This is a genomic window from Micromonospora sonneratiae (assembly GCF_042679305.1).
GTDB lineage: Bacteria > Actinomycetota > Actinomycetes > Mycobacteriales > Micromonosporaceae > Micromonospora_H > Micromonospora_H sonneratiae.
This window is the reverse complement of sequence record NZ_JBHTMP010000018.1, coordinates 55,956-79,647: the sequence shown is the minus strand read 5'-3', so window position 1 is coordinate 79,647 and position 23,692 is coordinate 55,956. Positions and strand designations below refer to the sequence as shown.

Below are 23,692 nucleotides of genomic sequence, written 5' to 3'. Positions count from 1 at the left end.
CGACAGCACAGACGACTCAGCTCGACAGGAAACCCAAGGAGCGTCGAGCGGAGGCCGGATGTCGGGTGGCAGCCCGGGCGGCTCGGGGTGTGTGGTCAGTCCGGAAGAGCCTGACGGGCCGCCGATCCCGGGTCAGTCCGTCGGCCGGGGTGTGTGTTTGGCGTACCAACCGCCGACGAAGGTGCAGGCACCGGTGACGACGAGTCCGATCATCCCGACGACCGGCAGCGGCACCTCGGGTGTCGCGTCGCCATTGAAGAAAAGCTGGTCCACCACCCAGACCACGAACGGGGTGACGACTGCCGCGGAACCCGCGCCTGCCGCAGTCGCGGCCTTTACCTTGCTTTCCACAGGTGCGTTAGGCATACCGCGCCCTCCTCTAGGCGAGGGACTTTATCGGACCGCGTCAAGCATCGACGACCCGAGCCGGAGGTTTCTCAGGTGGCAGCGAGCTTTGCCGCCAGTTGCGGTGTCCGGTCGCCGAAGGCAGCCCGCAGCGCGGTCGCCACGGCGTCGAGATCCCTGGTGCCCAGACCAGCCAGCACCCCCTCGATGATCTGCTCCTCATCGACCCAGTCCTTGCCAGCCATCGCCTGCTGGTTGGCCTTGATCTCCACCAACAGCCCCTCGATGTCGTAGAAGTACTGGCGGAAATCGGTACGGCCACTGCCATCCGGTTTCTGCGCGCCCCGCCACAGGATGTAGTTGATGTCGGAGACGAGCTTGAGTAGCTGTTGCTGTTGGGTATCGGTAAGCGCAGGCATGATGTTCTCCTTCGAGTCCAGCACTGCGGACACATCCCGGCGGAACTGGTCCATGTTGAAAGCTGGGTCGGTCTTGCTGCTCGAATGTCCATGGCCACCCGGTTGGTGCTCCTTGTGCCCGGCGAGCCCCCAACCGGTGTGCCGGTGGATGGCCGCCACACCATTCACATAGGACTCGTACTGCGTCGCGGTCCAGGCCTCTCCGGCTGCGTGCTGTGCCTCAATGCCGAGCAGCCTGGTGTTGCCGCTGCCCTTGAACGGGCCGGCCCAGCCGACCCGGACATGGTTGCACCGTCCGGACGCGACGACGTGCCAGTCGCCGGTACGGGACAGGTAGAGCTGCGCGATCGGTGGCGGTGCCGTCTCCGATCCGTTGAGCAGCACACGGATCTCTCCGGCGTCGGTGGAGTTCCGGGAGCCGCGGGTCTCGTGGCAGATGACCCCTCGTGGCTCGAACTCGACCGCGCCCCGGTCCCGCCAGCCGGCAACCTCGTGCACGGTGAGACCGGCGGCGCGAAGCACGTCGGCCAGCCAAAGTAGTCGCATCGATCAGCCCTCCAACTTCCGGGCCGGGACGCGTGGCGCAGCCACGCGAAGAGGCGTTTCCAGCGCCCGGCGGACCGGCCGGTTGTCCGGGTGCACAACGCCGGGCGATATTCGAACGGTAACTACAGTGATGTACATAAGTCCAGGTCAGGGGCGTGCCAAACCTAGATTTCCGGTGGCTCGGAGCAGTCGGTCGGCAGCCACACGGCAGATGGATGGTCCGGATCGTGCAGGATCTCCCGGAAACCGGCGCGCAGGGTTGCCGCCGTACCGAGTGGCTCCCCGGTGCCGGGGTTCCGGGCGTACCGGGGATGGGCACCGCCGGAGACCTGCAACCGCAACCGGTGCCCGCGACCGAAGCGGTGCGCCACCGGCCACATGGACACCGGAACCCGGACCACGCCGTCGCCGTCGGACGGGAACCGGCCCGGGACCACCCGGACCAGGCCGTCACACACGTTCCACGACCGTCCCCGCGTGTCCACTTCGCACAGTCGGACGAACACGTCCAGGTACGGCAGCAGGCTGCGTACGTGCACCTCGGCGGCGACCGGGCCGACGACCTCCAGCGGTGCGGCCAACGGGGCGCTGGTGTAGGTGAGCACGTCGGGTCGGGCCTCCACCGGACGGTTGTCGACCGGACCGGCCCGCTGGGCCACCAGGAGAGGGCCGCCGAGCGACGGGGTCGGATCCGCCGGGTCGTACCAGAATCCGTCCGGTGTGGACGGTGGTGGCACGGTCGTGGCGAGCCCGCCACCGGGTTGCAGGTGCCAGGCGACGCGTTCGGCCGGTGGTGGCCAGTCCGGCAGGTCCCGCCAGCCGCCACCGGCACCACCGACGTGGATGCGTACCGGCGCGGTCCGTAGCCCGGTCCGGTCACCGGCCAGGTGTGCCCGTAGCCAGGCCACCCCCTCCCGCAGGGCCGCGGCGGCCAGCCGGGGACTGCCGTGGGTCCACGGCCCGATCGTCAGGTACGGCCGACGGCCCGCCGCCCGCAGGGTCGCGTAGTCGGCCAGTTGGGCGGGGAGGAAGATGTCGTGCCAGCCGGTCACCATCGCCACCGGCGCATGGGAGCGGGCCAACTGGTCGTCGAACACCCGGGATCGCCAGTAGTCGGCATTCGGTGTGTGGTGCCGCAACCACTCCTGGAAGAACGCGACGGTGGCCCCGGTAGCGATCCGGTCGGCCTCGGCCAGCGGCAGGTGCGCGAGCCCGGCCAGCAGCCGGGGCTGGCCGCGTTTGAGTTCGACCTGCCGGGCCAGCCAGGGTACGGTCTGCGCCTCGATCAGTTCGGCCCAGGTCAGAACGGTGTCCAGGGAGAACGATTCACCGGCGTAGGTGCAGTCCCGGGTCGTCGAGGCGGTCACCACGGCGACCATGGCCGACAGGTCCGCCCCGGCATCGGCTGCCACCGCCCATTGGGCGAACCCCTGGTAGCTCACCCCGAACATGCCGAACCTTCCGGCGTACCAACGCTGGCGGCGTAACCAGTCGATGGTGTCCAACCCGTCGGCGGACTCGTGCACCAACGGCTCGAAGACGCCGCCGGACCCGAACGTGCCCCGACAGGACTGCACCACGACGTGGAAGCCGTACCCGGCCAGCAACCGGCCGAGCAGTCGGATCGGGCCGCCGCGCCCGTACGGCGTACGGACCAGGACGGCGGGTGCGTCCGGCAGGTCGGGCGCGTAGTGATCGGTGAGCAGCGGCACACCGTCGCGTACCCGGACCCGGATGTCGCGCCGCACGGTTACGTGACGGGTGACCATCGGCGGCAGCCGTAGCGCCCGGGCGGCGGCCCGGACGGCGATCCCCTTGATCATCTCCCGGCCCGCCACGGAGCCGACGACCACCGACATCGCGGTCGCCCGACCCGCCACCACCTAGCGATCATGTGCATCGATCCCCTGGGCACGCTGGCCAGCATGTCACCCGCCGAGCGCGCCCACATCCGCTTTTACCCGGAGATCCAGGACACGCTGAGTGACCCCCCGACGAGCGGTCCCGAGTCGGCACCCGGGAGGATATGGGTATGCAGACCCGTGCCGACCTCCGCAACGTCGCCATTATCGCCCACGTCGACCACGGCAAGACAACCCTGGTCGACGCCATGTTGCGGCAAGCCGGCGCGTTCAGCGCCCGGGCCGAGGTGGCCGACCGGGTGATGGACTCGATGGACCTGGAACGGGAAAAGGGCATCACCATCCTGGCCAAGAACACCGCCGTGCGGTACGTGCCGGCCGACGGGTCCGACCCGGTCACGATCAACATCATCGACACCCCCGGCCACGCCGACTTCGGCGGGGAGGTGGAACGGGGCCTGACCATGGTCGACGGCGTCGTTCTGCTGGTCGACTCCAGCGAGGGCCCGCTGCCGCAGACCCGGTTCGTGCTGCGCAAGGCGCTCCGCGCCCGGATGCCGATCATCCTCGTGATCAACAAGGTCGACCGGGCGGACGCCCGGATCAAGGAAGTACTCGACGACACGTACGAACTCTTTCTCGACCTCGACGCCGACGAGGAGCAGATCGACTTCCCGATCATCTACGCCTGCGCCCGGGACGGCATCGCCTCGCTGACCCAGCCCGCCGACGGTACGGTCCCCGAGGACAGCACCTCGCTGGAGCCGCTGTTCCGTACCCTGCTGGAGACCATCCCGCCGCCGGCCTACGACGAGACCGCTCCGCTACAGGCCCACGTCACCAACCTCGACGCATCGCCGTTCCTCGGCCGACTGGCCCTGTGCCGGGTCCGCCAGGGCACCATCCGCAAGGGCGAGACGGTCGCCTGGTGCCGCACCGACGGCACGACCGAGAAGGTCCGCATCTCCGAACTGCTGATGACCGAGGGCCTGGATCGCAAGACCGCCGACCTGGCCGGGCCGGGCGACATCATCGCCGTCGCCGGCATCCCCAACATCATGATCGGCGAGACCCTCGCCGACGCGAACGACCCGCGTCCACTGCCCCTGATCACCGTCGACGAACCGGCCATCTCGATGACCATCGGCACCAACACCTCGCCGCTGGTCGGCCGGGTCAAGGGCGCCAAGGTCACCGCCCGCATGGTCAAGGACCGGCTGGACAAGGAACTGATCGGCAACGTCTCGCTGCGGGTGCTGCCCACCGACCGGCCGGACGCCTGGGAGGTGCAGGGCCGGGGCGAACTGGCCCTGGCCATCCTGGTCGAGCAGATGCGCCGCGAGTCCTACGAGCTGACCGTCGGAAAGCCCCAGGTGGTCACCCGGGAGATCGACGGCCGGACCTGCGAGCCGGTCGAGCGGCTGACCATCGACGCCCCCGAGGAGTACCTCGGCGCGATCACCCAACTGCTGGCCACCCGCAAGGGCCGGATGGAACAGCTCGTCAACCACGGCACCGGTTGGATCCGGATGGAGTGGCTGGTGCCGGCCCGGGGCCTGATCGGCTTCCGTACCGAGTTCCTGACCGACACCCGGGGCACCGGCATCCTGCACCACGTCTTCGAGTCCTACGAACCGTGGTTCGGCGAGCTGCGTACCCGCAACAACGGCTCCCTGGTCGCCGACCGCTCCGGCGTGGTCACCCCGTTCGCGATGATGAACCTCCAGGAGCGCGGCACCCTCTTCGTCGAGCCGGCCACCGAGGTCTACGAGGGCATGATCGTCGGGGAGAACTCCCGCTCCGACGACATGGACGTCAACATCACCAAGGAGAAGAAGCTCACCAACATGCGCTCCTCCACCAGCGAGGAGACGGAGAAGCTGATCCCGCCGCGCAAGCTGTCCCTGGAGCAGGCCCTGGAGTTCTGCCGCGAGGACGAGTGCGTCGAGGTGACCCCGGTGGCCGTACGACTGCGCAAGGTCGTACTCGACCAGACCGCCCGTGGTCGGGCGGCGGCCCGCCGTAAGCACGCCGGCTGAGCCACCACTTAGTTGATCGGCTACGGTCGGCGACATGATCTGGGATGATCTCGACGCCGACCTGGCCACCACCTCCGGCACCATCTCTGCATACGTCGGACGGCTGGACGCCGCACCGGCCTACACCCGGCTACCCGACGTCACCCACTACGCGGCCAGCACCATGAAGGTGGCGGTGCTGGCCGCGCTGTACCGCGCAGCCGAGGCCGGCACCCTCAGCCTCGACGCCTCCGTGCCGGTACGCAACGACTTCGGGTCGGCTCAGCCGGGTGCGCCCCGGTTCAGCTGCGCCCGGCACTACGACAACGACGAACCGGTCTGGGAACGGCTCGGCGACACCGCGACCCTGCGCTGGCTGGCCAGCCGCATGATCGTCAAGTCCAGCAACCTGGCCACCAACATCGTCCTGGCCCACGTGGGCCTGCCCGCCGTCGCCGACATCTGGGCCCGCGCCGGAGCCCGGAACAGCGTCACCGCCCGGGGCATCGAGGACTTCGCCGCCCGCGACGCCGGCAGCAACAACCTGGTCACCGCCGCCGACCTGGCCACCCTCCTCGGGGCCATCGCCCGGGGCGCGGACCACCCCGGCCCGATCGCCGAGCCGGCCACCTGCGCAGCCATGATCGACGTACTGCTCGCCCAGGAACACCGGGACGACCTTGCCGTCGGACTACCGCCACACACCCGGATCGCGCACAAGGGCGGCTGGGTACACGGCGTCCGCCACGGTGCCGGCGTGGTCTTCCCCGACGACGCGCCGCCGTACGCGGTGGTGGTCTGCACCACCACCAACCTGGCCGACGGCGGGCCGACCGGAGACAGCGACGACGACGCCTGCCGACTGATCGCCCGGGTCTCGGCAGCGGCATGGTCGGCCCGGCACACCCTGGCCACCGCCGGCTGACCCCGCCGGTTACCGCAGGGTAGTCGCGGGGTCGCCACCCGCGGTACGCTCCGCGCAATCCGCTGACCGGGACGTCGCCCGGCCCCGCGGTCGAACGCCCACCGCAGGAGAACCCCGATGCCGCGTAGCCGTGCCGTCCTCATCGCGTACGCCGTCTTGGCGGTCGCGAACGTGATCATCGTGGGCTTCCAGCACCAGGCGCTGGAATGGGCGACCAAGCCGCTGCTGATGCCGCTGCTCGGCGTCTACGTGTGGCTCGTCACCAGGGAGCACGGGGGTCGCACGGGTCGACTCGTGCTGGCCGCCCTGGCCCTGTCGACCGCCGGGGACGTCACCCTGCTGTCCCCGGGCACCGGCTGGTTCCTCATCGGCATGTCGTTCTTCCTCGGCGCCCAACTGTGCTACATCGCCGCATTCCTCCGGGCCCCGGCCGGGGCCGGCACCGGCAGCGCCGGCGCAGCCCTGCGCCGCCCGCCGCTGGTCGCCGTTCCCATCGCGTACGCCGTGCTGACCGCCACCGCACTCGCCTGGCTGTGGCCCGGCCTGACCGAACTGGGGGTGGCGTTGCCGGTCGCGGTGTACGCGACCGCCCTGGTCACCATGGCGGCCAGCGCCAGTGGCCTCGGCTGGTGGGCCGGCGTCGGCGGCGTGTTCTTCGTCGTCTCCGACCTGATGATCGCCATCGGGGTGGCGGACGTCGCCACCCTGCCCGGTCCACCGATCTGGGTGATGCTGACCTATCTCATCGGGCAGACCCTGATCGTCACCGGCTGGCTGGCCCGCTCGACACCGAACGCTCCCGTCCCGACCGTCGTGGCCGGCACACCCGCGATCTCGCACTGACGGCCCGCCTTCGTCCCACCCCACCGGCCACCGGCAGGCTCACCCTGGGCGGTCCAGCAGCCGGCCCTCACGGACACCCGGCGGCGGGGTCCGGCTGTCCCCTCGCCGCCGGTCACCGACGGATAGGGTGCCCTGCATGACCATCGCCGCCGTACGCACCCATCGCCTTTCGGCCCCCTTACACACGCCGTTCGTCACCGCGCTCCGACAGACGACGACCGTCGAGACACTGGTGGTGGAGGTCGTCGACAGAGACGGGCGATCCGGCTTCGGCGAGGCGCCACAGGTGTGGCAGGTGACCGGGGCGTCGGTCGGCGGCGCAGCCGCCTGCGTCACCGAACTGCTCGGCCCGATGCTCGTCGGCCGGGACGCCGACGACCTGGTGGCCCGCTGCGACGAGGTACGACGCGCGGTGGTCGGCAACGAGGCAGCCCGGGCCGCCGTCGACACCGCGCTGCACGACCTGGCCGCACAGCGGCTCGGCGTACCGTTGGTCCGCCTGCTCGGCGGAACCAGCCTGCGGGTACCGACGGACGTGACCCTGTCCTCGGGCGACGTGGCCGCCCTGACCGGGAAGGCCCAGCAGCGGGTCGGTGAAGGCTTCACCGTCCTCAAGCTCAAGGTGGGCCGGGACCCGGCCGGCGACCTCGCCCGGGTACGGGCGGTCCGGGCCGCCGTCGGCCCGCAGCCACGAATCCGGCTCGACGCCAACCAGGGCTGGACGCCCCGGGAAGCCGTACGGATCATCCGAGGGATCGAGGAGGCCGGCCTCGACGTGGAGCTGATCGAGCAGCCGGTGTCCCGTTGGGACCTGGACGGTCTCGCCTGGGTCAGCGACCGGGTCGACCTGCCGATCCTCGCGGACGAGTCGGTCTTCGGCGTACGGGACCTGGTCGAGGTGATCCGCCGACGGGCGGCCGACATGGTCAACGTCAAGCTGGCCAAGTGCGGTGGGCTGGGTGCCGCCCGTACCCTGCTGGACCTGGCCGTGGCGCACGAGATGGGCACGATCGTGGGTTCGATGATGGAGAGCCAGATCGGGGTGGGCGCCGCCGCGAGCCTCGTCGCCGCCTACGGCACCAGCGCCGTGTCCGATCTGGATGCCGCCTGGTGGTTGGCCTGGTCGCCGGTACGCGGTGGCATCCGGTACGCCGATGCGACGGTGCTGCTCCCGAACGCCCCCGGCCTGGGCATCACCGGGCTTGACGGCACCGCCTCGGCATCCCGGGGGTGAACCCGATCGGCCGGACCGGGGCTGGACGCTCGGCCGTGCCGGATCGAGGCTAGGCGGGACCGGGCATCTTGAAGATAATCTTCAGTAAAGTCAGTCATGACTGGCAATATTTTGACGAAGCTGGCCGGTCGAGTCGAGCCGGAGAAGGGCGGGAATTCAAGTGACGCCAGAGCCTGGCCAGGAGGCAGTCGTACGGGCCAACGTCGCGACGCTGTGGTCCGCACCGGAAGACCTCCGACCGGTCGACGCGCCAGCCGTGGCGACCCAGCCGGACATCCCCGGCTGGGTCGCCACCATGGATGCCGACCAGCGGGTCGGCAAATGCATGCTCAGCCAACTGCTACTCGGTGACCGGGTCCTCGTGGAGGAGATCCGACCCGACGGCTGGGCCAGGGTGATAGCCGTCGAGCAGCCGGCCTCCACGCTCGACGCACGTGGCTACCCGGGCTGGCTACCGACCCGGCAGTTGGCCGTCCACGAACCCGGCCCGACCGGCTCGGACACCGCCGACCAGGATGCCGCCGGATCAGGTGAGCGGTTGGTCGTCGACACCGCCAGTACCGGCCTGCACGTCACCGCCGGCGGCGAGGTCCGGCTGACCGACGTCGTCCTGGGCACCCGGCTCACCTCCGCCGGGCCCGCCGAGGCCGGCTGGCACCCGGTGCGGGTGCCAGGACACCGGGAACCGCTCTGGGTTCGGGAGGAGCACGTCACGTCGCTGCCGACCCGGCCGCCCACCGCCGACGAGGCGCTGGCTGTCGCCCGCCGACTGACCGGGGTCGCCTACGTCTGGGGCGGCCTGTCACCGTACGGCATCGACTGCTCCGGCCTGGTCAACCTGACCTGGCGGCGGCTCGGCGTACGGCTGTCCCGCGACGCCCACGAGCAGGCCGGGACCACCACGGACCTGCCCCTCGGCACGGAACGGCCGGGCGACCTGTACTTCTTCGCCCGGCCCGGGAAACGCATCCACCACGTCGGGATCGTCACCGCCGTGCCGGAGGACGGCGGCCAGCGGCGCATGCTGCACGCCTGCTACCAGCATCGGGGGGTAGTGGAGGAGGTGCTGTCCGAGGATCGGATGGCGACCCTGGTCGAAGCCCGTCGCATCTGACCGCGAACCAGCCGCGATGGTGTTCTCGCACAGACGTCGGCGGCCACGTGGCCGCCGACGTCTGTCACCGCCCGGAGGCGGGTCCGTTCACCGTTTGGCCGCAGCAGCGATCTCCCGCCGCCGGTCCCGGGACGACTTGATCAGGCTGGCCACGGTCGCGACCGCCAGCGACCCGAGAATGACGCTGAGGGAGACACCGATCGGGACGTGCGGCGCCCACGAGACATGCTCGCCACCGTTGATGAACGGCAGGTTGTTGTCGGCGAGCGCCTCCAGCACCAGCTTGACGCCGATGAAGCCGAGCACCACCGCGAGCCCGATGTTGAGGTAGACCAGCCGGTCGAGCAGACCACCGAGCAGGAAGTAGAGCTGCCGCAGCCCCATCAGGGCGAAGACGTTGGCGGTGAAGACCAGGTACGGCTCCGAGGTGATGCCGAAGATCGCCGGGATGGAGTCAAGGGCGAAGATGAGGTCCGTCGTACCGATGGCGATCATCACGACCAGCATCGGGGTGAACATCCGACGTCCGTTCTCCCGCGTGGTCATCCGGGCACCGTCGAACGTACGCGACAGCGGAAGCGCCCGCCGGCTCCACCGGATGAGCAGGTTCTCCTTGAAGTCCTCCTCTTCCTGCTCACCCTGACGCAGGAAGTTGATCGCCGTGTACACCAGGAACGCGCCGAAGATGTAGAAGACCCAGGAGAACTGGGAGATCAACGCAGCACCGGCAGCGATGAACCCACCGCGCATGACCAGCGCCAGCACGATGCCGATGAGCAGCACCTTCTGCTGGTAGGCCCGAGGTACCGCGAACCGGGCCATGATAATCACGAAGACGAAGAGGTTGTCCACCGAGAGGCTGTACTCGGTGAGCCAACCGGCGTAGAACTCGCCGGCCATGGTCGCCCCGGAGGTCAGCCAGATGCCGACTCCGAAGATCAGGGCGAGGCCGACGTAGAAGGCGACCCAGAGGCTCGATTCCTTGATGCTGGGCTCGTGCGGCCGACGGCCGATGATCAGGAGATCGAAAAGCAGGACCGCCGTCAGTACGACGAGAGTTCCCACCCACACCCAGATAGACACGTTCAACTACGCCTCCGGCAGACACATGACATCGCAGACACGGACGCAGCAGAGCAGTACGTGCCGGGGACGCCAAAAGGGGTGACTGTCGGAGGTCTCTTCCGCCACCGGACCAGGGTGTACCCCTGGCACGGCAACCAACGACGCCGGGTCTTGGCCGGCTTGGTGTGCTGGCCGCGAACCGTGTTGACGACGTCGTGCGAGGGAATACTCCCCTCCTCGGCCGCCATTGTTCACCATCCGAGCCCGTTTTCGCACATCACCATTGGGGGTTCGGTGACGCACCACACAGCCGACAGCGCTTCCTAGGAGGCTAGGGGTATTGCGGGAACCCCGATCGTCGACCGCCCGGATCGCCATGCGAGGCTCCCGGCATGGTGCTTGAGGTCGCGCTCATCGACGTGGTTCCCGGCCAGGAGGACGATTTCGCTTCGGCGTACGCCAAGGGACATGCCGTACTCGCCGGAACGCCCGGCTGCCGGTCGGTCCGGATGACCCGGGGCATCGAGTCGCCGTCCCGGTTCGTGCTGATCGTCGAATGGGACTCGGTCGCCGCCCACGAGGAGAACTTCCGGGCAACCGAGCGATTCACCACCTGGCGCAGCCTGATCGGCCCCTACTTCGCCACACCGCCGGTGGTCGAGCACTTCACCGACGTACCGGTCTGAGCCTTCGCCGTACCGCCCCTGGGCCCTCCCAAGGCCGGCTGACCTGGTCGAACAGGCACCAACAGGCATCGGCCGGCTGCAACGGTCGCCCCGGGCACACCGTTCGCAGACCCGGCTGTCCGCTGACGACGGGGCGACAATGTCGTACCCCCGCGCTAGCCTCTCCGCCGGCCCGTCGTGACTCGGGAACCATCGGTGCTGACGCGCATCGGTTCCCCGATCCCGCCGGACCCGGCGGGTTCGGGGCTGCCGGGTCCGGGCGGCGGCCCGGCAGATCCGCGTCGCTACGGTCGGGTTACTGAACCGTTCCGCGCAACACCCGGACGGGCACGCCCCAACCCGGATCGCTCGACGACCAGTCGGCCGGAATCCGTTCCAACACCCCGCCGGCGAAGACGTCGTACAGCGGCAGCGTCCTCAGATGGACGTAGCCAATATGACAGTCGCATATCGGCACCGGGCACGGGCGGGGACCGAGCGCGGCCCGGTACGAGCCGTCGTACAGGTTGCCCAGAGGTTCGGCAACGAAGTGACAGCGTTGTACGGTGCCGTCACCGCGTACGGAAACGACCGTGTCACCGGTACGACACCCCTGCCCACCGGAGCGGTGCGGCCGGACGCTGTAACCGAACAACGGGTCGATCGCCGTCCACTCGGCCTCGGCGGCGCTGCTGTAACGGTGCCCCTCAGCCGCGTTGACCCACAGATAGACCTCGTCGGGCAGGGCGGCCCGCAGGGCTCGGGCCTCGTCGAGGTGATCCGGCAGGCCGACCACCCCGACGGAGAACCGTACGCCCAGCTCCCGCAGGATCGCGCACCGGCGCAGGAACGTGGCGCGTGCCACCTGATCGGGGTGGTACGTCGCCCAGAGCGCCACGGCCCGGCGGTCGGCGTCGGCCAGCCAGTCCAGCCGACAGGCGAGATTCGTCTGGATCGCCACCCGGTCGACGTGGTCGAGCCGGGAGAGCGTCACCAGGGCGCTCCGGTACCACGACCGGGTCAGCCCCTCCCCCCACGGCGTGAACAACACCGACAGCCGGTCACCGTCCGGGTTGCGGACCACCCAGTCGACGAACCGTTCCAGCGCCGCCCGGTCTGCCCGCAACTCCGTACGGCTGTCCCGACGTTTGGCGAACGGGCAGTAGCCGCAGTCGTAGTTGCAGCTGGCCAGTGGCCCCCGGTAGAGAATGGACAGATTCGTCGGGCCGGACCTCCGGGCCGTCGCGGACGACTCACCGGAGCGCATAGTCCGCCATCGCCGCGCGTACCGGTCCGGAAACCAACCATGGACCGATGGCGTCGGACCGCTCCACCCCCGCGTCGGTGAGTGCGATCCGCTCGGCGCCGGCAGTCAGCCATCCTCGGTCGGCCAGCGTGTCCAGGGTCGGGAAGTCGTCGTGGACGGCGCTGCCGAACCGGTCCCGGTACGCCGCCGAGGCGAAGCCCTCGACCCGGAGCAACGACTTCACCAGCCAGCGTCGGCGCTGTTCCACGGCATCGAGTCGGAAGCCGACCTCGGCCACGTCGAAGTCCTCGGCGGGGCGGCGCAGATAGTCGTCGATGATCGCCCGTACCTGCCCGACGCCGACCGCGTAGTCGAACGAGTAGTGCAGGTCGGCGGTGTAGGAGCGGGCGCCGCAGCCGAGCCCGACCATGCCGTCCTCCTGGCAGCAGTAACCGGGGCCGTCCAGGTCGGGCAGGTCCGCACGGCGGAAGTGGCGCATCGACAGCTGGCGGTAGCCGGCCGCCCGTAGCGTGTCCCGGCCCTGGCGGTAGAGCGCCAGCCGCTGTTCGTCCCACGCCCGGTCGGGCTGCTCACCAGCGCCCCGGTCGGGCTCGTCCGGGACGGACCGGTCCGCCAGGTTCAGCAGCGGGCCCCGGCGCCCCAGCCCGGTCAGCGGTCGTACATAGAGCGGATAGAGGAACAGTTCCTCCGGCTGCCACGACAGGGCCGCCGCCAGCGACCCGGCCCAGGTCTGTGCGGTCTGGCCGCCGATGCCGTAGATCAGGTCGATGTTCAGCTCCGGAATCGCGTGCCCACGGATGGTGGCCAGGGCCCGGTCCACCTCCGCTCGACGCTGCGGGCGACCGGCCGCCCGCGCCTCGGTGTCGAGAAAGCTCTGCACACCGATGCTGACCCGGGTCGTACCCCGCTCGGCCAGTACCCCGATCCGGTCGCTGGTGGCGGTCGCCGGTGAGGTCTCCACCGCCATCGGCACCGCCCCCAGCCGAGCCCCGAACCCCGCCACCAGGTCGAACAGCGTGGACAGCTCGGCGGCGGTCAGGTACGTCGGTGTGCCACCCCCGACGGCGACCCGGGCGAAGTCGGTACCGACCGGCAGCGCGTCCCGCACCCGTGCCGCCTGCCGGCCCAACTGGTCGAGATAGGCACTCACCTGCTCGGCCGGCGGATTGGCCCGGGTGAACAGGTTGCAGAATCCGCACCGCATCTCGCAGAACGGCAGGTGCAGGTAGAGAAAGAGCGCGTCGGTACGTTCCGCGGCCCACACGTCACGCAGTGCCGGACGTGGCGCCAACGGCCGGTACGCCGTCTTGTGCGGATATGCATAGAGATAGCCCTGGTAGGGCGAACCAGCCAAGGCGTCCATCAACTCACTCCCAGTCCCCCGGCTTGCCCCACTCCCCCGGCGTCAGCACGAACTGCGCGTACGGCACCGTCCACACCACCTCATGACCGAACCGGTGTCCGGTGTGGCCGTCCTCCCCGTACGCGGTGCCATGGTCGGCGCAGAGCACCACCAGACAGGGCCGGGAACGGGCGGTGACCAACGCGAACAGCCGGCCGATGTGCCGGTCGACGTACTCCAGTGCGGCGGCGTGGCTGTCCCGGCTGTCCCGTTCCGCGCCGGGCAGGTAGTGCCGGTTCGGCTGGTGCATCGCGGCGACGTTGACGAACAGGAACAGCGGTTGGCCGTCCGGGACCGCCGGCACCACCGTGGCGACACGGTCGAGCTGCGCCTCGAAGCAGTTCGGGGCCGTCACCCCGAAACCCGGCTCCCAGTGGGCCTCGGCGAACAACCCGGGCAGTACGGCCCCCAGCGGTGAGTTCGGGTTGAAGAAGCCCACCCCACCCACGCAGATGGTGTGGTAGCCGGCACCGGCCAGGGCGGTCACCACATCCGGTGCCTCGAAGACCCAGGTGTCCTCGGTGGTGCTCTCGCTGCCGGGGAAGGCCGCCGCGAACAGCCGGGGGTGCGGTCCCGGGCCGGGCGGGGTCGGCAGGAAGCCGGCGAAGAACGCCTGGTGGGCGGCGTAGGTGAAGCTCGCCGGGCTGTGCCGGCGCTCCCAGGTCCCGCCGGGCAGGGCACGGGCCAGGTTCGGTGTACGCCCGGCGGCGGCCAGTTCAGCGGCCACGTCGTAGCGCAACGTGTCGAGGGTGACGAAGAGCAGATCGTGGCTGCCGATCAGATCCTTCACGCGTCCCTCCCAGCAGGGCAACTCGTCCGCCACCGGTCGAACCGGCCGGTGCGCAGGGCGACCAACTCGGCGGTGTAGGTGTCCCGGCCCGCACTGTCCGTCAGGTTGGGCAGCAGGTCACCGAAGGCATTCACCTCGGCCACTTTATGACGTTTCCAGTCGGTGCCGACGAGCAGGTCGACCCCGGCGTGCAGGCTACCGGGGAAGCAGGAGGCGGCCTGCACGCAGGTACGCAGTACGGCGGCGTAGCCGGACTCACCCAACCGGGCGCGTACGGCGGCGAGATCGCCCCGGGCGTTGCCCAGGTGCAGGTTTGTCAATGGGCCCCGCCCGGCCCGGACCACCACGTGACCGGGCTCGCCGGCGACCACGAGCACCCGCAGGTCGATCACTCGCCCGTCGAGTCCCGCCTTGGGGAACCAGCGTTCGACGTGCAGCCCGTCCGGGGCGAGTCGGTCCACAATGGTGGCGATGTCCCGCTCGTCGCGGTAGGTCCGTACCCGCAGCGAGTTGAACAGCCGCCCGTCGCCGGTCAGCTCCACCGAGGTGGTCGCCGCCACCCGCGTCGTGGTCGCCCCGGTCGTGGTCCCCCGGGGTTCGGTCGCCGACGACGACTGGCCCGGGTTGATACGCAGTGCCAGCACCCCGGAGGCCGAGGACCCGTGCGCGGTCTTGACGAAGACCTGGGACCATCCCGCCTCCCGCAGTGCGGATCGCAACTCCCCGTAGTCACGCACGGGTGCCGGCAACGCCGGCGGTACGGGCACCCCGGCCTCGGCCAACCTCGCGTGACAACTGCGCTTGTCGAACATGACCGCGATGTCGGCCGGGTCGTTGAGCAGGGTCGCCCCGGCGGCGTGCGCCGCGTGGCTGAGGCGGGCCAGGGCAGCCCGCAGACCGGCGTACCAGTCCGCCAGTCCGACGATCTCGCCGTGTTCGGCCGGCCGGTCGGCACCGCGCAGCAGCCGGTCCACCTCGGCGTCCTCGCCGGGCGAGTCGACGCGTACGACGGCACCGGCCGGCAGGTCGACCGGGCCGGCGGCCAGCCGACGCCAGGGTAGGACCTCGACCGCCAGTCCCACCTGGGCGGCGGCGGCAAGGAACAGGGTGACCCGCCGGTTGTCCGGGTTCCCGACCACCACCAGCGGCGGTGGCGGGGTACGGGCGGCGGAAACCTGGTGGTCCGACACGGGTTACTCGCTGACGGCCACGTAGCGATCGCCGTCCTCGTCGGGCTGCTGCGGGTCGGACAGGTCGACGTCGACACCCACCAGTTCGGCGGTCAGCCGGTCGGCCAGCTCCCGGTCGACGAAATGGTGGTGCAGGTCGAGCCGACGCAGGTGGGTCAACGGCTGCCCGGCCAACAACGCCGCCGCACCCTCGTCACCCAGGGTGCCCAGCGACAGGTCGAGCGTCTCCAGTCGGGCCACCACGGGCGCGACGGCCACCGCAGCGGCCACCTCGTCGGCGATCTGCGCGTCCCGCAGCCCGAGGTAGCGCAGCGCCGGCAGCCGGGTGCCGGCCAGAATCGGGGCGAGGTCGTCAATCGTGGCATCGCCCCGATAGTTGGGGCTGCCGAGCCACAGTTCGAGGTGCCTCAGCGCGGGCAGGTCACACTCACCGACCGCCCGGACCACCGTGCCGGGCAGACCACCGGACTCGAACGCCAACTCCCGCAGCGCCGTGTGCCGCACCGAGGTCAGCACCAACTCCTCCGCCCCCCGCACCCGCAACACCTCCAGGGCCGGGTACGCCGTCAACAGCGCGGTGACGTCACCCTGCTGGATCCAGGAGATCTCACACTCCTCGAACGTCATCTCGCCGAGGAACAACGCCCGAAGGTTGGTCAGTCGAGGAGCGAGGCTGACCAACAGGTCGACCGGCGGGGGCGTGTCGAAGGGGTCGTCCCACGAACCGACGACCAGGGCCCGGACAGCGGCCGGGTCGACCGCGGCCAGGAACAGTTCGACGAGTTTGGGGAACACCTCGTCGCTGTCGTACCCGGTCGCGATCCGCCAGGCCACCGCAGTCGGGTCGGCCGGTAGCTCCATCGCCGGCTCGAAGTTGACGACGGGCAGGCCGGCGAACTCGGTGATGTGCTGGTAGATGGTCATCGTGTGACTTCCCGGTGCTGTGATCAGGGGTACGGGCGGCAGTGACCGTAGCAGGCCGGTCCGACACGGCTCACTCGCTGACGGCCACGTACCGATCGCCGTCCCCGTCGGGCTGCTGCGGGTCGGACAGGTCGACCTCCACATTGGGCAACGCGGCGGTGAGCCGGGCAGCAGACTCCTCACCGACGAAGTGGTGATGCAGGTCGAGCCGACGCAGGTGGGTCAACGGCTGCCCGGCCAGCAACGCCGCCACTCCCTCGTCCCCCAGGGCACCCATGGACAGGTCCAACGTGTCGAGCCGGGCAACCACCGGCGCGGTGCCCAGTTCGGCCGCTATCTCGTCAGTGATCTCCGCGTCGCGTAGCCCGAGATGGCGCAGCGCGGGCAACCGGGTGCCGGCAAGGATCGGGGCCAGGTCCGCCACGGTGGCATCGCCCTGGTAGTAGGAACTGCCGAGCCACAACTCCAGGTGCTCCAGGGCCGGCAGGTCGCACTCGCCGACCGCCCGGACCACCGTCGCCGGCAGACCACCGGACTCGAACGCCAACTCCCGCAGGGCGGTGTGCCGCACCGGGGTCAGCTCAAGTCCGTCCGTACCCCGCACCCGCAACACCTCCAGGTCCGGATACGCCGCCAGCAACGGGGTCAGGTCACCCTGCTTGATCCAGGAGATCTCACACTCCTCGTAGGTGATGTCGCCGAGGAACAACGCCCGCAGGTTGGTCAGGCGGGACGCCGCCGCGCAGAGCTGCTCGATCGGTGCGATGTTGAAGGCGGCGTAGCCCCACGATCCGATGACCAGCGCGGTGACCGTGGCCGGGTCGACGGTGTCGAGAAAGCTCTCGAACTCCTGCCGGAAGGTCGGCGACGGACGACCTTCCTCCCAATCCCCCATGTCCTCCTCCCACGACTCGACCCGCCAGGCAATCGGTGGATGGTCGTCGGCGGGCAGCGGCTCCCCCTCTTCGAACGGGAAGCAGGGCAGTCCGGCGAACTGGGTGACGTGTTTGCCGATGGTCATGGCGGGTCTCCCTGTTACGGCGACGAGTGGCCGACACCGTAACAGGGAGCAACGACACCTCCCCGCGCCTACCCGGCCGGCTCCAACCTCGCCCGGCGGCCGATCGTGGCGAAGCCCAGTCGTTGGCTTCCTGTGGGCGGACCGCAGCGGCGCCGACCAGCGTGCCCTCGGTATCGATGGCAGCCCGCGAAGCCGCGCTCGGCGGCGAACCGGCGACCGAGGAAGGCCGGCGTGGTCACCAGTGGCAACCCACCGTCGACCGCCAGGCATCGGTCGGCCAGTTTGGACACCTCGGCCAGGTCGTCACCGATCAACGCCCGCCAACTCAACTTCGTCTCCACCGCCGGCTGCCCAGGCGAAAGGAAGGGTGGCCTCTTCTCGTTTTTCGTCGAGGAAGCGGCCCTTCCGAACACCAGATCACGCACGGTAGGTACCGAACGACCAGCGGTTGCCCGTCGGCTCTCGGGCGCGATGGTCGCCCGCGGTCATTTCACGCCGGCCGCGTCCATCCCCCGCAACTCCTTCTTCAACTCGGCCACCTCGTCACGGATCCGGGCGGCCAACTCGAACTGCAACTCGCGGGCCGCAGCCAGCATCTGGTCGCTGAGCTCCTGAATGAGCTTGGCCAGGTCGGCGCGGGCCATCCCTTCGCGGGAAGGTGTCGCCCCGGCCCGACCCCGGCTGCGCGTCTCCGCGACCGGTGCCTTGCCTCGGGACAGCTGGCGTACGGCCCCACCGACCCGGGTTCCCTCGGTGTCCTCCGCCTCACGGTAGATGTCGTCCAGGATGTCGTGGATCTTCTTCCGCAGCGGCTCGGGACTGATCCCGTTGGCCTCGTTGTGCGCGACCTGCTTGGCCCGCCGCCGGTTGGTCTCGTCGATCGCGTCCCGCATCGAGGGTGTCATCTTGTCGGCGTACATGTGCACCTGGCCCGACACGTTACGGGCGGCCCGGCCGATGGTCTGGATCAGCGACCGACCGCTGCGCAGGAACCCCTCCTTGTCGGCGTCGAGGATCGCGACCAGCGACACCTCGGGCAGGTCAAGGCCCTCCCGTAGCAGGTTGATGCCGACCAGTACGTCGTAGTCACCCTTACGCAGCTCACGCAGCAGCTCCACCCGGCGCAGCGTGTCGACCTCTGAGTGCAGGTAACGCACGCGGATGCCGTGTTCCAGCAGGTAGTCGGAGAGATCCTCGGCCATCTTCTTGGTCAACGTGGTGACCAGCACCCGCTCGTCCCGCTCGGTACGCAGCTTGATCTCGTGCATCAAATCGTCGATCTGCCCCTTGGTGGGCTTGACGATCACCTCCGGGTCGATCAGACCGGTCGGCCGGATGACCTGCTCGACGAACTCGCCGCCGGCCTGATCCTGTTCCCAGGTGCCGGGCGTCGCCGACAGGAACACCATCTGGCCGACCCGTTCCAGGAACTCGTCGAACCGCAGTGGCCGGTTGTCGGCGGCGCTGGGCAGCCGGAACCCGTGGTCGATCAACATGCGCTTACGGGAGGCATCCCCCTCGAACATGCCGCCGATCTGCGGGATCGTCACGTGCGACTCGTCGACCACGGTGAGGAAGTCGTCCGGGAAGTAGTCGAGCAGACAGTGCGGTGGGCTGCCCGGCTGCCGCCCGTCGATGTGCATCGAGTAGTTCTCGATGCCGGAACAGAAGCCCACCTGCCGCATCATCTCGATGTCATAGGTGGTGCGCATCCGCAACCGCTGCGCCTCCAGCAGCTTGCCCTGCCGCTCCAACTCGGCCAGCCGCTCGGCCAACTCCGCTTCGATGCCGTTGATCGCCCGTTCCATCCGTTCCGGACCGGCCGCGTAGTGGGTCGCGGGGAAGATCAACAGATGGTCGACCTCCCGGACCACCTCCCCGGTAAGCGGGTGCAGGTAGTAGAGCCTCTCCACCTCGTCACCGAAGAACTCGATCCGCAGTGCCAGTTCCTCGTACGCCGGGATGATCTCCAGCGTGTCACCACGGACCCGGAAGGTGCCCCGGTTGAAGGCCACGTCGTTGCGGGTGTACTGGATGTCGACCAGACGGCGCAGCAGCTTGTCCCGCTCGATCTCCTGACCGACCTTGACCCGTACCGCCCGCTCGAGGTACTCGTCCGGGGTGCCCAGCCCGTAGATCGCCGACACCGTCGCCACCACGACCACGTCCCGACGGGTCAGCAGCGACATGGTCGCCGAATGCCGCAGCCGCTCGACCTCCTCGTTGATCGAGGAGTCCTTCTCGATGTAGGTGTCGGTCTGCGGGATGTAGGCCTCGGGTTGGTAGTAGTCGTAGTAGGAGACGAAGTACTCCACCGCGTTGTTGGGAAGCAGCTCGCTGAACTCCTTCGCCAGCTGCGCGCAGAGGGTCTTGTTGGGTGCCAGCACCAGCGTCGGTCGTTGGAGCCGCTCCACCAGCCAGGCGGTGGTCGCGCTCTTGCCCGTGCCGGTGGCGCCGAGCAGCACCGTGTGACGGTCGCCACGGCGCACCCGTCGCTCCAGCTCAGCGATGGCTGTGGGCTGGTCACCTGCGGGCTGGTAATCGCTGACGACCTGGAACCGGCCGTCGAGCCGTGGAATGTCGAGCGCCATGCCACCAACCGTACGCTCGGGGTGTGACACCTGGTCACGGAGACGGTGACTGCCTGGTCACGGAGACGGTGGGTACACGACCGGCTTCGATATGCTCATTGTGTGGTAAAGATCACCGCGCTACGGTTCTAGGGTAGGCCGCTCGCGGCGGCCGTCCGGATAGGCGGCCGGACCTCCATACCGGCGGGCCCCACCGGCGCAGTGGTTGCAGCCCCGGCCTGGGTCGGCGAGCGCACCCGACGCGGTCGCGCGGAGGCGCAGACCGGCCGCCGCGAGCGCCCTTCTGCCGTCCTCCGATCCCGCGCCCCGCCCCCCTTTCCACGCACTGCGCCATCGGTCACCGCCGGGTACGCCGGTCCGGCCGGCTGCTCCGGCACGGCGTCGACCTGCCCGGCAGGCGTCGAACCGTTCCGTCACGGCGTCGGGGCCGCAACCCGCCACGGACGTCGGGGCCGCAACCCGCCACGGCACGCGTGGAACGTCACCGTACGGCCTGGTCCGACGTTCATCTACGCGTGAACATCTCACCCACGACCTCCAGCCGCCGGCGGCTGATCGTGCTGCTGGCACTCGGCTGCGTCGCCGCCGTCTCGGGTGCCGGCCTCGGTGTGGTCCTGGCCACCTGGCCACAGGCCGGGCGAGCGGACACCTCGCGGGCACTGTCCGCACCGGAAGCCGAGCGGCTGGCCGCCATGCGCGTCACCAACCGTCGTGACGGTGTCGTACGTCTCCGCGCCGATCTTGGGGCACCGGACAGCGCGGTCTCCGCCCGGTTGGCCGGCTGGGTGGACTGGGGACGGGGGCTGATCTACCTGACGGTGGACGGCAGCGGTCCGGGCATCCAGCCGGGGCTGCTCCAGGCCGCCCCGGGTGTGCTGGCCAGCCGACCTGCCCCGACGCCAGCCGGCCCCACCGCAACGATCAACGAGATGCCGCCGACGTCACCGCCACCGGACGGGTGGCGGGTACGGCGGATGGCCGCCGGAGGCCTCCGACCGGCACCGGTGGACTCCCTCGTCGAACTGCTCCTCGCCCTCACCACCGACCGGCCGGACCCGGTCGGTCCGCTCAGGACCGACGGAACCCGCTGGTTGGGCCGGGAGACCGTCGACGGGGTCGACACGGACGTGCTGCGTCCCGGCGCGACCCGACCATCGGTGACCGCCGGCACCCCGGTGTCCGGCACCGCCCCGGCCAGCCCGGTTCCGGCCGGCGCCACGGCGTCGGCACCGCCCGGTTCCACCCGGCCGGGTACGGCTGCGACATCGGCGACAGCCGACAAACCGGTCGCCAGCACCGGCTCGATCCGCTACTGGATCGACGAACAGGCCCGCCTACGCCGGCTGGCAGCGGTGGTGGCCGACGACGTGCCGGTCCAGATCCACCTCGACCGGACCGGGCCGGCACCGGAACCGGTGGCCATCGACGCCCTCGGTGGACGCCCGGTACGTCCTCGACCGGTCGACGGAAGCGAGACCGACCTGCTGTCCTCCATGCGTGAGGCCACCCGGGCCCGGGGCGGTGCCCGAATCAGCCTCGCGGTACCCACCGTGCCGACCGACGACCTTCCCGGCCCCAATCTGCGGGCTGGCGGCTGGGTGAACTGGTATCAGAAAGTGGCCTATCTGGCCGTCCGGGACCTCGACCGAACCGCCGGCACGGTCCTGCTCCGGGCTGACACGGACGGCGTCGCCACAAGGACCGCACCCGCGAACCCGTCGGGGCGGACCCCCCGCCGGGACGGTGCCATGCCACCGGTGCCTCCGCCCGACGAACGCAACTGGACTCAGCAGGACTGGTTGCGGCGGGCCGACGCGTACGGCGGTCTCGACCTGGACCTGCTGGTCAACGAGGTGCTGTCGGTGGGCAACACCGGTCGGGGCAACACCGGTCGGGGCGGCAGCCGTCGGGGTGACGAGGGCTGGCCCGGCTCCGATCGGAGGGGCCCGGCGGTCTGGCTCCGTACGGACGACCTCGCCGGTCGACAGGTGACGGTCTTCGAGATTCCGAGGTCGGCCGAGGCCGGTACGTCCCCGGGACAGGCCCGTCTGCGCTACTGGGTCGACCGCTCCGGTGTCCTGCGGCGGCTGGAACTGCGTACCCGGATCGGAGCGTTCGCCCAGCTCGATCTCGTGCCCGGTTCCCCGCCGTACCTGGCGTCCGTACCAACCGCCTGAAGCCCACACGGGCGAGGCGGGAGCCTACGGTCCATCGCCCGCTGGTCGGAACGAGCCGGCCACGGCCCAGCCCTGCCCGTTCGGCGGCCCAGCCCTACCCGTTCGGCGGTCGGCCCGGCCGGCTCGGATCAGCCCTGGTCACCGCTCAACAGCGCCTGCTGCCAGGCGGCCGAGGTGGTCGTCCGTAGATACAGGTTGACCGGCCGGGCCGGGTCGGCACTGCCGTGCCGCCACTGGTCGCCGTCGGTCACGCGGGGAAACCCGGCTCTGGCCAGACTCTCGGCCACCCGCTCCCTGGCCTGCTGGTCCCCCTGGTCCACCAGCCCGTCCACGGCTATCTGGACGTCGATGACGTCCGGTGCCGGCCGGTCGGGTACGGCAGTCGGCCCGATGTGCTCGATCAACGGCTCGGCAGGCGCCAACACATGCCGGATCCGGGCCGCCAGCCGGGCGAACTGCACCGGCCAGGTCGGGTCCGCCGGCACGGACGGCAGTCCATCGGTACGTACCGCCCGTCGCTGCCGCAGGTTGCGCTCGTACGGCACCAGGCGGTCCCGCCACAACAGGTCGATCGCGACATGCAGGTCGGAGAGTTCCCCGTCGTTGCGCAACACGACATCGGCAGCTGCCCGCCGCCGCTCGTCGCTGGTCTGCGCACGGATCCGCTGATCCGCCTGCTCCGGTGTCATCGCCCGGTCCCGGACCAGCCGGGCGGCCCGGGTCGACAACTCCGCCTCCACCACGATCACCAGGTGGTACGTGGCCGCGAGTCCCACCTCCACCAGCAGCGGCACGTCGTTGACCACGATGGCGTCGGCGGGTGCCTCGGCGACGAGTTGCGCCGACCGGGCGCGTACGCGGGGGTGCGTGATCGCCTCCAGCCGAGCGCGGGCCGCATCGTCACCGAAGACGACCGCAGCGAGGGCCGGCCGGTCCAGGGCCCCGTCGGCGTCGAGCACCCGGTCTCCGAAGACGGCGACGATCTCGCGTAGTCCGTCCGTCCCCGGGGCGACCACCTCGCGGGCGATCCGATCGGAGTCGACGATCACCGCCCCGAGTTCGGCCAGCCGTCGGGCGGCGACGCTCTTGCCTGATCCGATCCCACCGGTAAGTCCGATCATCAGCACCTGCCCAGTCAACCTGGTCACCCCCCATCCCGCCAAGATCCCGGTGATCGGGAGTACGTGGTGCGTGTCGTCGGCGGGTCGGCGCTCAGTCTCCCTGATCTTGGGAATCTGCCCCCGACGCCCTCAGGGACGCCTCGACGTGAAGGGGCGGAAGGTGCCGGAACGAC

The 23,692-nt window shown here is 70.1% G+C and carries 20 protein-coding genes; 7 read left to right on the top strand and 13 right to left on the bottom strand.

Going from position 1 to position 23,692, the window contains the following annotated elements; translation table 11 throughout:
• Positions 1–132: 132 nt before the first annotated feature.
• The 3 genes from ACFQ4H_RS14145 to ACFQ4H_RS14135 form a co-directional block, all read right to left on the bottom strand.
• A complete protein-coding gene (locus tag ACFQ4H_RS14145) occupies positions 133–366 on the bottom strand; it encodes a hypothetical protein (RefSeq protein ID WP_377570910.1) in 234 nt (77 codons plus the stop codon).
• Positions 367–437: 71 nt separating this feature from the next.
• Positions 438–1,310 carry an N-acetylmuramoyl-L-alanine amidase gene (locus tag ACFQ4H_RS14140; RefSeq protein ID WP_377570907.1) on the bottom strand — a complete coding sequence of 291 codons (873 nt, stop codon included), beginning with the start codon at positions 1,308–1,310 and terminating at the stop codon, positions 438–440.
• Between the two features lie 164 nt (positions 1,311–1,474).
• The gene (locus tag ACFQ4H_RS14135) at positions 1,475–3,133 is read right to left on the bottom strand and encodes a CocE/NonD family hydrolase (protein WP_377571009.1); all 1,659 of its coding nucleotides are present in this window, start codon (positions 3,131–3,133) and stop codon (positions 1,475–1,477) included.
• A 209-nt stretch (positions 3,134–3,342) separates the two neighbouring features.
• On the opposite strand from ACFQ4H_RS14135, the gene typA reads away from it, so the two are divergent.
• From typA to ACFQ4H_RS14110, 5 genes are all read left to right on the top strand, one after another.
• Positions 3,343–5,211, top strand: coding sequence for a translational GTPase TypA (typA, locus tag ACFQ4H_RS14130; RefSeq protein WP_377570906.1), 1,869 nt, complete (start codon positions 3,343–3,345; stop codon positions 5,209–5,211).
• 34 nt (positions 5,212–5,245) lie between these two features.
• Positions 5,246–6,115 carry a serine hydrolase gene (locus tag ACFQ4H_RS14125; RefSeq protein ID WP_377570904.1) on the top strand — a complete coding sequence of 290 codons (870 nt, stop codon included), beginning with the start codon at positions 5,246–5,248 and terminating at the stop codon, positions 6,113–6,115.
• A gap of 117 nt (positions 6,116–6,232) precedes the next feature.
• A complete protein-coding gene (locus ACFQ4H_RS14120; RefSeq protein WP_377570902.1) occupies positions 6,233–6,958 on the top strand; it encodes a lysoplasmalogenase in 726 nt (241 codons plus the stop codon).
• Positions 6,959–7,094: 136 nt separating this feature from the next.
• Positions 7,095–8,192 (top strand): mandelate racemase/muconate lactonizing enzyme family protein, encoded by a 1,098-nt coding sequence (locus ACFQ4H_RS14115; protein ID WP_377570899.1) that lies wholly within the window; start codon positions 7,095–7,097, stop codon positions 8,190–8,192.
• 160 nt (positions 8,193–8,352) lie between these two features.
• A complete protein-coding gene (locus tag ACFQ4H_RS14110) occupies positions 8,353–9,306 on the top strand; it encodes a C40 family peptidase (protein WP_377570898.1) in 954 nt (317 codons plus the stop codon).
• Between the two features lie 87 nt (positions 9,307–9,393).
• Here the strand turns inward: ACFQ4H_RS14110 and ACFQ4H_RS14105 are convergent, their stop codons facing one another.
• Positions 9,394–10,395 carry a TerC family protein gene (locus ACFQ4H_RS14105; RefSeq protein ID WP_377570896.1) on the bottom strand — a complete coding sequence of 334 codons (1,002 nt, stop codon included), beginning with the start codon at positions 10,393–10,395 and terminating at the stop codon, positions 9,394–9,396.
• A gap of 368 nt (positions 10,396–10,763) precedes the next feature.
• On the opposite strand from ACFQ4H_RS14105, the gene ACFQ4H_RS14100 reads away from it, so the two are divergent.
• Entirely contained in the window at positions 10,764–11,057 is a 294-nt protein-coding gene (locus tag ACFQ4H_RS14100; protein ID WP_377570893.1) for an antibiotic biosynthesis monooxygenase family protein, read from the top strand.
• Between the two features lie 295 nt (positions 11,058–11,352).
• Here the strand turns inward: ACFQ4H_RS14100 and ACFQ4H_RS14095 are convergent, their stop codons facing one another.
• The 8 genes from ACFQ4H_RS14095 to uvrB all read right to left on the bottom strand — a co-directional run bounded on the left by ACFQ4H_RS14095 (position 11,353) and on the right by uvrB (position 20,221).
• Positions 11,353–12,303, bottom strand: a complete 951-nt coding sequence (locus ACFQ4H_RS14095) for an STM4011 family radical SAM protein (RefSeq protein WP_377570890.1) — start codon at positions 12,301–12,303, stop codon at positions 11,353–11,355.
• A complete protein-coding gene (locus ACFQ4H_RS14090) occupies positions 12,290–13,666 on the bottom strand; it encodes an STM4012 family radical SAM protein (RefSeq protein ID WP_377570888.1) in 1,377 nt (458 codons plus the stop codon). Before ACFQ4H_RS14090 ends, ACFQ4H_RS14095 begins: the two co-directional genes overlap by 14 nt.
• 4 nt (positions 13,667–13,670) lie before the next feature.
• Positions 13,671–14,495 carry an STM4013/SEN3800 family hydrolase gene (locus tag ACFQ4H_RS14085; RefSeq protein ID WP_377570886.1) on the bottom strand — a complete coding sequence of 275 codons (825 nt, stop codon included), beginning with the start codon at positions 14,493–14,495 and terminating at the stop codon, positions 13,671–13,673.
• Positions 14,492–15,685 (bottom strand): STM4014 family protein, encoded by a 1,194-nt coding sequence (locus ACFQ4H_RS14080; protein ID WP_377570883.1) that lies wholly within the window; start codon positions 15,683–15,685, stop codon positions 14,492–14,494. The genes ACFQ4H_RS14085 and ACFQ4H_RS14080 overlap by 4 nt, the downstream gene beginning before the upstream one ends.
• Before the next feature lie 3 nt (positions 15,686–15,688).
• Positions 15,689–16,609, bottom strand: coding sequence for an STM4015 family protein (locus ACFQ4H_RS14075; protein WP_377570882.1), 921 nt, complete (start codon positions 16,607–16,609; stop codon positions 15,689–15,691).
• Between the two features lie 70 nt (positions 16,610–16,679).
• Positions 16,680–17,630, bottom strand: a complete 951-nt coding sequence (locus tag ACFQ4H_RS14070; protein ID WP_377570880.1) for an STM4015 family protein — start codon at positions 17,628–17,630, stop codon at positions 16,680–16,682.
• A 68-nt stretch (positions 17,631–17,698) separates the two neighbouring features.
• Positions 17,699–17,971: a hypothetical protein gene (locus ACFQ4H_RS14065; protein ID WP_377570879.1), complete on the bottom strand. Its 273-nt coding sequence runs from the start codon at positions 17,969–17,971 to the stop codon at positions 17,699–17,701.
• Positions 17,972–18,115: 144 nt separating this feature from the next.
• A complete protein-coding gene (gene uvrB, locus ACFQ4H_RS14060; RefSeq protein ID WP_377570877.1) occupies positions 18,116–20,221 on the bottom strand; it encodes an excinuclease ABC subunit UvrB in 2,106 nt (701 codons plus the stop codon).
• 515 nt (positions 20,222–20,736) lie between these two features.
• Between uvrB and ACFQ4H_RS14055 the strand changes: the two genes are divergently transcribed.
• Positions 20,737–22,398, top strand: a complete 1,662-nt coding sequence (locus ACFQ4H_RS14055) for a hypothetical protein (protein WP_377570874.1) — start codon at positions 20,737–20,739, stop codon at positions 22,396–22,398.
• 128 nt (positions 22,399–22,526) lie between these two features.
• On the opposite strand, the gene coaE is transcribed toward ACFQ4H_RS14055, so the two are convergent.
• Positions 22,527–23,525 (bottom strand): dephospho-CoA kinase, encoded by a 999-nt coding sequence (coaE, locus tag ACFQ4H_RS14050; protein WP_377571007.1) that lies wholly within the window; start codon positions 23,523–23,525, stop codon positions 22,527–22,529.
• Positions 23,526–23,692: the final 167 nt, after the last annotated feature.